The organism is Anthropogastromicrobium aceti (genome assembly GCF_020687335.1).
Classification (GTDB): domain Bacteria; phylum Bacillota; class Clostridia; order Lachnospirales; family Lachnospiraceae; genus Anthropogastromicrobium; species Anthropogastromicrobium aceti.
This window is the reverse complement of the sequence record NZ_JAJEQN010000007.1, coordinates 107,914-119,296: the sequence shown is the minus strand read 5'-3', so window position 1 is coordinate 119,296 and position 11,383 is coordinate 107,914. Positions and strand designations below refer to the sequence as shown.

Sequence of the window (11,383 nt, the reverse complement as noted above, 5' to 3'; positions counted from 1 at the left end):
TACCGGCTTGCTAAAGCCGGGTTCCCAAAATGCCCGCACACCGCCTTTGGATGAAAAGCGGCGCTTCTGGACGCGCGATAAATTTCTATCATACGACCATATAAAATGACCGTTATAAAAACGGATATAACCTTTAAACACAGGCTCGCCAGAAGCGTTTCCAGTGCCAGTATAATCAGTTCCCCTACTTCCATTGATTCCATTGCAGTCTCCATCGAGGTGACTACTGAATCAATGTTAATTGCCGTCTGCTGGTTGATAACACCTGCCGCCCGGTTCACTACATTCTGCCCAACATCAAAAATTGCCATTGTGATCGTAAAAGCATTGCTTACGAACCAAACTGCTACCCACATCTTGAAGAAATATTTAAAAAACATCCATGTATCTATGTCATGCATGTTGTTCTTTTCGGTGAGCATGAAAATCAGCTCATAGCACAACACAAAGGTTATGATCATTCCAGCAATCGGTACGATCACAGAATCCGACAGATTTTGAATCAGACTGAAAATACTGCCACTCCAGCCCTGGGGCGTTTGCCCAACCTGACTTGCAATGTCACCGGTCTTTTCATTCACATCGGTAAACATATTCGTCAGGTTTGAGCTGACCATGCCTGTAAGGAGGTTACGCATCCATTCTTCTATGGACTCAAAAATCTTATCCATGCGTGTTCTCCTTTCTTACTGCCCCGGCTAAAACAAATTCGCCAGTAATGGTACTAGCTGTGTACCGATCAAAACGACACCTCCACCTGCCATAAGCTGCTTGATTCCCTGGGACTTGGCTCCGGGATTGTCATTTCCATATCCCTCCAGAAGATTGATAACTCCCCAAACTGCCAGACCAGCTCCGATTGCAACAACCAGAGTCTGTAAAATATTAATTGCGGATGTAAAAAACGCCATAATCTATGTTCTCCTTTCGTAACTGCTGTTTCATTGTGATTTTCAAACGGTTACTACTCGGAGGGTTCCGCCCTGATGGGCGGTCTTTCATGCTTACGCATATCGCTACCTCCCAAAAGGGCATAAAAAAAGAGCTATGTATGTTTTACGTTACATGCTCTGTGCCTTCATTTTCACTATTTGATTGTTTTTCCAGTTCACTGCCTTCATACACATAAAGGTCGAACGCTTCTTCCGGATCTAACCGGACTTCCATCTGATGTTTCATATATTCTTCCACATGAAACTCATTCTTTTTATCATAATCGGATAACTGCTGATACCGTCTATGTTTTGTAATATCAAATTTATCACTGTAAAACGGACGGACACCACGAAGCTGCAAAATACATTTGTTACCGTCCATGACTGCCAGTTCATCCCGGCTCATCAGTTCTTTTCCTGTTTTCTGATAGTTCAGACCGTAAGACCGGCTTTGTCCTCTTGTATCAGAAGTGTTATATAAATCAATGGTTTCCTTACCCAATGTTTCTGAAATTTCTTTCAGAGTGGTGCTTTCCTTGCCTCCAAGGAACAACATTGTGTCACAATTTCCTGTAATGGTTTCGGCTGCATCCCTGTAAATTGTCTTGAGCTGGGACTGGGACTGGAGTATAATGGAAGCAGAAATTTCCCTGCTTCGGATCGTTGCAATCAGCTTGTCGAACTTCGGAATTTGTCCAATATTTGCGAACTCGTCACAGAGGATTCTCACATGATAAGGCAGTCTTCCATGATGAACGTCATCGGCCCTGTCGCATAACAGGTTAAAAAGCTGACTGTACATCATGGCAACCACAAAGTTAAATGTATCATCCGTATCAGAGATTACAATAAACAATGCAGTTCTTTGATCTCCGATCATATCCAGCTCCATCTCATCATAAGACATAAGCTCCCGCAGTTCCGCAATATCAAAGGGTGCGAGTCTGGCACCACAACTGATCAAAATACTTTTTGCTGTCTTTCCTGCAGCCAGCTTGTATTTTTTATACTGCCTTACTGCAAAATGATTCGGCTCGTCTCTTTCCAGCTCCTCAAATATCAGATCCACTGCATTTTTAAACTCTTCATCTTCTTCCCTGGTTTCACTGGCATTGATAAATTCCAGCAGGGTTGAAAAGTTCTGTTCTTCCTCCGGTGCTTCATAGTAGATATACCCAATCAAAGCACAATACAGCAGACGTTCCGCTTTTGTCCAGAAATCCTCGGAAGATTTTTCTCCCTCTCCTTTGGTATTTACCATGATCGTATTTACCAATTTCAGAATATCTTTTTCCGAACGAATGTAATGAAACGGATTATAGTGCATACTTTTGGCAAAGTTGATGGTATTCAGCACCTTGATTTTGTACGGAGCCATTACCACTCTGCCATTTTTATCACGCAGGATTTTACCGTTCTTATCTTTCTTCGGCGTTCCTCTTGCCAGCATTTTCCCACACTCAACAATAATTGTTCCCTTGGGATCAGTGACCACAAAACTCACATTATCTGGCATCTGCATAAGCTGCGGTTTCACATAAAATCGAGTCTTTCCGCTACCAGATCCTCCGATTACTATGACATTCTTGTTTCTGGCATACTTTGGTTTCTTCGGTCTGCTGTTCATGGTCAGACGTTCCGTTTGTGTCAGCAGAATATTGTTCTCAAAGACCGGATCAATAAAAGGGGCTATATCCTTTTCATTTCCCCATCTGGCAGAACCATATTCTTCTCCCTTGCGAAATTTCTTTCCATTTTTTCCCTTAAAATATACCACTGCCCACACACTGACTGCTGCGATAGTTCCCGCAGCCAGACTTTTCGGTTGTATACTTGGCAGTAACTTTTTAAACGCTAACGGATAGTTCATAAGGAGAACCATCAGCCTGTCCACTACTGTACTGCCCCTGCAATACTGATACAGCCAGGTGCATTTATTTACCACATAAAATACAACCACATACGGAATATGCAACAGAACCTTTTTTATCACTTCTGCATTCGGGGGACGCACCTGAAATCCTTTCAGTTTTTTCTTTATATTTTTTATCCCACTCATAAGCTCGGCTCCTTCTGTTTTTCTTTCGATTTTTCCCGTTCTCTCTGTTTATCCTGGCTGCGGGCTGCGATTGCCTGCTGTAATTTCTTACGGACAGACGGTTTCTTTGTTTTATTCAGCGTCTTTCCGGTAAATTCCCGAAATGCCGCTGTCATCACATCCACATCCCTTGCCTTGAAGAAAACGAAATATCGGGGTGGATCTACGGACTTATCACGTTTCAGACTAAAATCAATGCCATATTTTTTTGCCACTTTTTCAAAATCCTTAATGTTGTTATCCGTAATCTCAATGTTGGAAAGCTGAACATTCTGCTGTGCCAGCTTCTTTAAACTCTGCTTCCCATGATAATCTTTATCTGGCGGTCCTTTTACCTGCTGTTTTCTTGCTTTCTCTGCTTTTTCTTTCTCTATTGCTGCCAGAAAACGCATCATTGCCTGTTTCAATAAGCGAACTGTCACTTTTCCGCCAGTGATACACAGGGACACTGTTTTTTCATTCACTTCTTCCTGCATCAATCTGCTCCTTTCTATGGTTTTCCAACAGACGGTCTTCCTTTGCTCCTACCCGGATACAGCAGTACAGAACAAAGTTGACTGCTAATACCAGAAGAATCCCTGCAATAATCAATAACGTTCTCATTTTATACCCCTTTCATCATTCAAAAGGGCATCTATGACTTCTGCTGCTCATAAATGCCCCTCCATTAACTTTTATTTTCTTTTTTTCGCAATCCAGAATGCTGATACACTGCCTGCCATACCTGCTACTGCAAGCAGAATCCAAAGCAGCATATGTGTATTATCTCCGGTTTTCGGTGTATCCGTTACCTGTGTAGATGGTGTTTCCGGTGTTGGTGTTTCTTCCGGTTTTACCTCATCTTTCATCACAACTTTCTGAATCTCCCCGGTATCCTCTACTGTGAACTTCACGTCCTCAGCTACCAGATAGCCGTCAGGGGCAGACTCTTCACGAAGTGTATACTCCCCTATCGGAAGCATTTCAATGTAATGCGGTTTCTCCTCCGAAGTCCAGCTCTCTACTGTCTTACCGTCTTTGTCAAGAATGGTCAGTTTTGCTCCTGGAAGTTCCTTACCGGAAATATCCGTCTTGGAAATTTCTACCTTGGTCACATCATCTTTCATCTCGATTTTCTGTGACTTTGCAGTATCTTCAACGGTAAATGTGATGCTTTCTGCTGTCACATAACCATCTGCCGGTTTTGTTTCTGTCAGAGTATATTTCTGTCCAACTACCAGTTCTTTGATGATATGAGCTTCTTTACCGGAAGTCCAGGAATCTACAACTTTACCGCTTTCGTCAGTTACCTGTAACTTAGCTCCTTCCAGCTCTTTTCCGTCTGTCAGGGAAGTCTTGGTAATTTCGATTACAGTCGGCTCGTCCTCAAAGGTAAAAGCATAAGATACTTTTTCCTTTTCTGCACCTCCATACTCAAACGTGAACTCCTGTGTTTCATCTGTCATTGCAAATCCAGGTGCCGGAGACGTTTCTTTGATATAATACGCAAAACCAATCGGTAAATCTGCCGTAAAAGTCAGCTTTCCTTCTTTGTCTGTTGCCAGTTCCTCGATCACAGTATCTGCCTTCAGAATTACTTTTCCGTCTGCTCCTGTAATATCATCCTTGACACAGAGGGCAAATACCGCACCTTCCAGTACACGATCAGAATCTTTCTCTTTTTTCACAACTTTCACTTCTGCTTTCTGGCGGTTATTCTGCCAGTCAGCAGAGTAAGTAACCTCTGCAGTATCCTGATCCCGGTATGTCAGATCAATCTCTCTTGCTTCATCATCCAGAACAAAGCCTTCTACTGTAGCTTTTTCTTTTACATAGTATTTACCAAGTGGAAGTCCGGATATTTTTGCAATACCGGTATCATCTGTTGTAATGGTTGCCACCAGCTCATCTTTTTTATAATAATCTTCACTTTCTCCGTCAGCAGACTTCACATCTTCTAAAGCATAAACTTCAAAAGTAACATCTTTCAGACTGCCTGTTACATACTGGAATAAATGGCTGATCCAGCCTCCAACGGAATCCAGTGCAGTTACTTTATCCAGAAATTCTCCATTTTTATTGATGATAATCGTTCCTGTTGGCACATCATCTTTCATTTCAACTTTCTGGATTTCCCCGGTATCCTCAATCGTAAAAGTGATCTCTTCTGCCTTGAGGTATCCATAAGGAGCCATTTCTTCTCTGAGAGTATAGGTTTCCCCTACGGTAAGTCGTTCAATCAGATGCTGCTCGCCTTTTACAGATTTCCATGTATCAACTGCATTTCCAGCTTTGTCCAGAACAGTAAGTGTCGCACCTGACAATTCCACGCCAGTAGTTAAATCAGACTTGGAAACTACAACCTTTGTAGGCTGGTTCTTAAATACAGAAGATAACTGTACTACCTTAACATCCTGTCCCTGATATTCTGCTTTTACTTCCAGAACTTCATCAGAAGATACATAACCATCTGGTGCTGCAAGTTCTTTGATATAATACTCACCAAATGGAAGATCCTGTGTAAATACAGCCTTTCCATCTTCTCCGGAAACAGCTTTTCCAAGCAGTGTGTCTGCTTTCACAATTACAGCTCCATGAGCTTTCATATCATTCTTTGCATAAAGTCCAAACTCTGCTCCTGCAACGGCTGCTTCTGTATCAGCATCCTGTTTTACCACAGAAATTTCTACTTTCTGACGGTCATTTTCAAAGATAGCTGTCTGTTCAATGACTGGTGTTTCCTGATCTTTGTAAGAAAAAGTAATGATCTGTGCTTCACTGTTTAAAACAAAGCCATCCGGTGCTGTCTTTTCAACAATCTTATAACTTCCAAGCGGCAGATTTTTCAGGACCGCTTTCCCATCTTTATCCGTTGTAACCGTTTTTACCAGTGTTCCAGCAGCATATTCCAGAATACGGTTTCCATTATCATCTTTCTGGAAATCTGCAGTATAGATGTCCTCGGCAGCGTAAATCTCAAACTCTGCCCCTTCCAGATTTTCTGTCTGATATGTAAAATCATCCTTGAATCCGTCCAGAACTTCGCCCTTTTTCACGATAGTCAGTTCACCCTTAACAGGATGGTTCTCATAAACTGCTTCAATGATCACATCCCCGGAAGTTCCGTCCATCTGGTATGCAGTATTAGAATCTACTGTTACCTCATAGTAATTTTCATTCAAAGTATATCCATAAGGTGCATTTACTTCCTCAATGCGATAATGTCCGATTTTAAGATTCTGCGGAAGAATCAAATATCCCTGCTCATCTGTAAAATAGGATTTATGTTTTACCGTAGTCGGATAAGTTGTTACCTGCTCCACATATTTCTCAGTGTCCATGTTGAAAATCTTGAACTCTGTATTCTTCTGAAGCACTGCCTTTTTCGTCTCATCATCCTGTTTGATGATTTTCAGTTTCGCTTCAAACTCGTCATCCAGAAGCACTCTCCATGTCTGTGGCTGGTTCGGGTTGTTCTCAGTGATACGCACTGTAAAATCATCTACCGGAGTGTAATTATGAGGTGTCGTGGTTTCACGCACAATATAAGTTCCATAAGGAATCGCAATACTGCAGGCATAACCTTTTTCATCTGTAAAGATTTCTGTTGCTCCGTTTTCCCCGATCACTACCGGTTTTGCAGAATCAAAATCATAGCTTCCATCCTCTTTTACTTTCAGGGAAGATACCAGATAAGCGGTAAATCCTGCCCCTTTCAGTAAGTCGGCATCGGTCTTTCCGTTATTTGCCGCCTTGATAATCTGGAATGGCTGTTTCATTACCTGCTCCAGAGACAGACAGTCACGTTTTACTTCTGCTACAAGATCTCCTTCGTAATTGCAGACCAGATCATGTTCTTCTTCATCTGCCAGATAACCAGTTGGAGGAGTAATCTCTTTCACATAGTAATTACCAAGATATAATCCATCCACAAAAGCCTGTCCATTCTCATCTGTCGTAAGAGTGGCAACCTGTTCTCCTGCTTTATAGATCACGCCAGTAACACCATCCGGATGCACAATATCCTCACGAGCATACAGTCCATATACTGCTTTTTCCAGAGTGGCATCGCCCTGTGGAACTGCCTTTTTGGTTTCTTTATCCTGCTTCTGCAGAGAAATCTTAGCTGTCACACGTTCATTTTTGAATGTATGCTTGAATGTCTGTTTTGCTTCTTTATCATTCGTATAAGAGAAAGCAAACGTATAAACATCATCTGTGTTTCTCACATACCCTTCCGGTGCCTGCACTTCTTTCACATCATAAGAAAATCCAAGCGGCAGGTCTGCTGTAAACTTCGCTGTTCCGTCTGCTCCTGTTGTCGCTTTCTGGATCAGTGTCCCTTTCTTTACAATGACGGTTCCATCCACGTTGGTAATGTCACTTGCAGCATAAAGTCCAAAGATTCCTCCAGCTAGAGGATTTTCTGTATCTTTATCCTGTTTTGTTACCATTACTTCTACTTTCTGTCTGTCATTAGTAAAGGTTGTCTCAGTGAAAACAACATTCACATTCTGTCCTGCATAGGATAATGTTACTGTCTTTTCCTCTCCGGCATTATAGAATCCTGTCGGAGCCTGTTTCTCTTTTACGATATATGTACCAAGATACAGATTTTTAAGAACGGTAGCTCCGTTTGTATCTGTTGTCAGATTCTCTTTTACTAGATCACCCTTGCTGTAAACTTTTGTACCATAAGCAGTTTTAATATCTGCTCCAGCATACACATCATAAACAGCACCACTCTGTCTGCGTTTCTCATATTTAAATGTTGTTCCATTTTCTGTTACATCAGCACCAACCAGAACCTCACCTTCTTTATAAACGGTAAGCTGTCCCATCTGTTCTTCATCTGGAACCGTAACGGTTGTGGTCTTGCTGACCTCCAGTTTCACATTGTAAGCTGTTGCATTGATACGATATCCGCTTGGAGCTGTAATCTCTTTCAGATATACGGTATCCTGTGTCTTGGTGATCTGTACGGATGCTTCACCGTTTTCATCCGTCGCAGGTAACTTTGTGATCAGTTTGGTACATTCAGCATCACTGTATAATCCAAACACAGCACCAGACAGCTTTGCGTCTGACTTGGCATCTTTCTTGATTACCTTTACACTTGCCTGCTGTACCCAGGATACTTTAAAATCTACATATTTCTCATCATCAACGCCTTCGCCAAATACCAGAGCCAGATCCTGGTTTCCGGAACCTGTTGAAATTTTGTATGCAGAATAATCTTTGGTAATGCTTCCTTTCATGGTTGCAGACCAGCTTCCTGCCACATCACTCACCTGTGTTAATGGTGCAGACAGATAAAACTTTGTACCACCACAAATTTCCACACTTTCTCCGGCTTTACTTGTTTTACCTGTTGTCAGGTTATGAAGCTGTACACCTGCCGGAAGTTTCATGGTAATGGTCTGTAACGCATCCGCATTAAATGTAATATCCTTTGTTCTCTGACTGTTGCCATCCACATAGGCTTTTACATCTGCATCCGAAAAGGACATTGCCACATCTGGAATTTCCGGCTGTGAAATACAGTAATTATAGAGTTTCATTGCCAGATTCTGTGCTGTACTGTTTGCACCTGAAAAAGCATCCCCACTTCCATTTGCATAAGATGCTGCCAGATGTACCAAGATAAATCTGGCTCCTGTACTTAAATTGCCATATCCGTTTTCTTCTGTAAAAAAACCATCATCACCGGAAGCCTTTGTGCCGTAATAGCACACTTTCGCAAGTGCTTTCCCATCACCAACTTTATTGATCGTATAGGTTCCACTTCCTGGCCCTGGTTTGGATGGCTGCACACAGTATGCCGTGGCAGATATATTACCGAATTTTACAGTGTACTGATAAGTCAGATAGGTTCCATATCCATAATCTGCATATCGGTATTCTGCCCCTCTGGTCACAGAAACCTGCTGTGAACTTCTGGCATTGCCTGCCGCAGCCATAAAGGTTACTGTTTCTCCGGCTTCCATTACATACAGATCAATGCCATTACCCTCTGCCTGTTCCAGTACTTCTGAAACGGTTAATTCAGATTCCAAATCTGTTGTGCTTTCAGAATTTTGTGTTTCCCGGTGCGACTCCGAATCCTCCTCGCTCTGCTCCGTATCCCTAGTATCATCCTCAACATTCACTGTACTGTCCGAAGAACGCTCTGACTGCATTTCTGTTTCCGGTTCTTTCACTGTAATATTTCTGCTGATTCTATAAGCAGGATGACCGCTGACTGGTTTTACTGCATAGACAGCTTTGTAAGTATCCGGTGTATGTGTGTCAAAATCTGTACCAGTTTCGTTCTTTGCTTCATGGAATAAAATCTTGATTTTGCTTTCATCTACACCTTCAATTCCCGACAGATCAACTTCTACATCAAATTCCTGCCCGTAAGAAAGTTCAATATCATTTGCCTTTACGATTTCATCCGGATCAAGGGAATCTTGAACATCTTTTAATTCTGCATACTGCTGTTCAAATGGTATTTCTTCCGGTTCTAATTCAGAAGCCGAAACTGCTACTGGCTGAATAATGACAGAAGCCAGTGTTGCGACTGCCATAAATCCGGACAAGAATCTTTTGAATCTCATTTTCATTTTGACTGAATCCTCTCTTTCTTCTATTATCTGCTCTGTTTTCATGCAGGCTCACACCTACATTATTCAATCATTGGAACCACCTCCCACATCTTATTGCTGATACAGAAATAACTCTGATAACAGCACATTCATATGGCAGTGCCTTTTTTGAAACACCGCCACATGGTATCTGCTGTCATCCTGTAAAACAGGAATGACACTCAGGTAAAGTTCAGGATCAAGCATTAAGCCGCAAGAGGTAATTCGTAATAGTTCCTGCAAAGGGTGCCTCCCATCTGTATCCCTTCACGTTTTCACCGGATTCCCGCCGCAAAAATGCGTAGCTGAAAAATTCCGGGTATCCTCTCGCTGCTGGTATGAAATTGTCAAGGTGCAATTTTTAAGGGGATTTATCTTCTTGAATTGCAAATAGACATTTGCCCCTTCACTAACTGCATGTGTGAAAGGGCAAAAATTAACCTGTTTGAAAAATTTTTTAGATATTTTTATTTCAACATTGTTTTATGTGTTTTCCAGTTGTTCTTTTAATTTCTCCAATACTTTCTTCCTCCGGTTTCTGATCGTCTTTGGGCAGCACCCAAAATACTGTGCTGTTTCTTTTACTGTAAATTCTTCAAAAAACAATAGCGTTATCAGTTCCGCATCCTCTTTAGTCAAATATCCCAGAGCTTCTTCCAGTTCCTGTATTTCTGACAATCTGATAATGATTTCTTCCGGTGATAATACCGAAAAAGAGCAGTCATAGCCTTTTTCCTGTAATTCCTCCATACTACATACTCCATGCCTCTGCATTTTTTCAACCTGGTATCGCTCTTTTCTTCCAGCCTGATACCAAGCCAGATATACTGCCCTGGTAACTTCCACAAGCGTATCATTTACACGCAGCATATAGCGTTGTCTTTCTTTTGGCTTTTTACCAGGCATACTTCCAGTCTCCTTTTTTCAATACTCTGGCAGAGTCATCCGAATTATTCCGCATTTTCTGCATTGCCTGTGAAATGCACTTTGATACTGCCGGAACTGTAATACCCAGTTCATGCGAGACTTCTTTTTGTGTCTGCTGCTGAAAATAAATACGCTGGATCATCTGTCTCTGTCGCTCTGTCAACAGATTCATCAACTCCCTGACTGTTTCCTCTGCAATGATTCTTTCAAGCAGACATTGTCCTTTATCTGCCACTTCGCACCATTCTTCGGAAATACAGCTATACGAAATGCAATTATTATGTTCTCGTGTTTCCCTGTTTCTCCACAGCCTGTCTTCGCCTTCTAATATCAGCCTTACATACCAGGGTTGATCATCAAAAAAATTCTCCTCAACAACTGCTATTTTTCTTTCTGCTTCATACACATAATCTCGACAGGTAAATAACGGAAAAACCGTTGCATAGTCCCCCACACAATAGAGAACATATCCGGTCTGATATGCGATAATTTCCGCACAATCCATCAACCTTTGCTTCGCAACTGCTACATCGTTTTCTCTTAAATATTTAGCGGACGGAACCTTTCTTCTTTCTTCCCTGTTACTTACAACCTGTTTCAATTCCTGCAATGTAAGCATAATTACCACCTTTCTGCCTGCTGGCAACAGGTGCCCATCGGCAGAAAGGATAGGATTTTTACTGATCAACTGACAAAAAGGACAGTAAAAAACAGCTTCCGGTACACCCGTTTTTTTTAACGAGAGCCTGAAACTTCCTTACTGCCCTTTCTAATAGTTACAATATTCTCTACTTTATTTTCCGTCTGATGCCAGGATC

At 41.8% G+C, this 11,383-nt stretch carries 9 protein-coding genes; all 9 read right to left on the bottom strand.

The annotated features are described in order from the left end of the window. Positions 1–671 (bottom strand): VirB6/TrbL-like conjugal transfer protein, CD1112 family (locus LKD48_RS04270; protein ID WP_308731292.1); only part of this gene is annotated, 671 nt, incomplete at its 3' end. A gap of 27 nt (positions 672–698) precedes the next feature. Continuing rightward, entirely contained in the window at positions 699–911 is a 213-nt protein-coding gene (locus LKD48_RS04265; RefSeq protein WP_005421639.1) for a Maff2 family mobile element protein, read from the bottom strand. Between the two features lie 145 nt (positions 912–1,056). Next, complete coding sequence (locus LKD48_RS04260; RefSeq protein WP_308731291.1) at positions 1,057–2,994, bottom strand: VirD4-like conjugal transfer protein, CD1115 family; 1,938 nt, start codon at positions 2,992–2,994, stop codon at positions 1,057–1,059. Beyond that, on the bottom strand, positions 2,991–3,509 hold the full coding sequence (locus LKD48_RS04255; protein WP_227190478.1) for a PcfB family protein: 519 nt from the start codon (positions 3,507–3,509) through the stop codon (positions 2,991–2,993). The genes LKD48_RS04260 and LKD48_RS04255 overlap by 4 nt, the downstream gene beginning before the upstream one ends. After that, positions 3,490–3,636 (bottom strand): hypothetical protein, encoded by a 147-nt coding sequence (locus LKD48_RS04250; protein ID WP_002594282.1) that lies wholly within the window; start codon positions 3,634–3,636, stop codon positions 3,490–3,492. Before LKD48_RS04250 ends, LKD48_RS04255 begins: the two co-directional genes overlap by 20 nt. 71 nt (positions 3,637–3,707) lie before the next feature. After that, positions 3,708–9,617, bottom strand: coding sequence for a SpaA isopeptide-forming pilin-related protein (locus LKD48_RS04245; protein ID WP_227617394.1), 5,910 nt, complete (start codon positions 9,615–9,617; stop codon positions 3,708–3,710). A gap of 93 nt (positions 9,618–9,710) precedes the next feature. After that, a complete protein-coding gene (locus LKD48_RS04240) occupies positions 9,711–9,881 on the bottom strand; it encodes a hypothetical protein (RefSeq protein ID WP_158554182.1) in 171 nt (56 codons plus the stop codon). Between the two features lie 240 nt (positions 9,882–10,121). After that, positions 10,122–10,544, bottom strand: a complete 423-nt coding sequence (locus LKD48_RS04235) for an RNA polymerase sigma factor (RefSeq protein ID WP_005421633.1) — start codon at positions 10,542–10,544, stop codon at positions 10,122–10,124. Next, positions 10,534–11,184 (bottom strand): sigma factor-like helix-turn-helix DNA-binding protein, encoded by a 651-nt coding sequence (locus LKD48_RS04230; protein ID WP_118741642.1) that lies wholly within the window; start codon positions 11,182–11,184, stop codon positions 10,534–10,536. The genes LKD48_RS04235 and LKD48_RS04230 overlap by 11 nt, the downstream gene beginning before the upstream one ends. Positions 11,185–11,383: the final 199 nt, after the last annotated feature.

Bases quoted from the DNA above. Each gene is read 5' to 3' on its own strand.
- LKD48_RS04255 (WP_227190478.1), bottom strand. From the start codon at position 3,509: ATGCAGGAAGAAGTGAATGAAAAAACAGTGTCCCTGTGTATCACTGGC.
- LKD48_RS04235 (WP_005421633.1), bottom strand. From the start codon at position 10,544: ATGCCTGGTAAAAAGCCAAAAGAAAGACAACGCTATATGCTGCGTGTA.
- LKD48_RS04250 (WP_002594282.1), bottom strand. From the start codon at position 3,636: ATGAGAACGTTATTGATTATTGCAGGGATTCTTCTGGTATTAGCAGTC.
- LKD48_RS04245 (WP_227617394.1), bottom strand. From the start codon at position 9,617: ATGAAAATGAGATTCAAAAGATTCTTGTCCGGATTTATGGCAGTCGCA.
- LKD48_RS04230 (WP_118741642.1), bottom strand. From the start codon at position 11,184: ATGCTTACATTGCAGGAATTGAAACAGGTTGTAAGTAACAGGGAAGAA.
- LKD48_RS04265 (WP_005421639.1), bottom strand. From the start codon at position 911: ATGGCGTTTTTTACATCCGCAATTAATATTTTACAGACTCTGGTTGTT.
- LKD48_RS04260 (WP_308731291.1), bottom strand. From the start codon at position 2,994: ATGAGTGGGATAAAAAATATAAAGAAAAAACTGAAAGGATTTCAGGTG.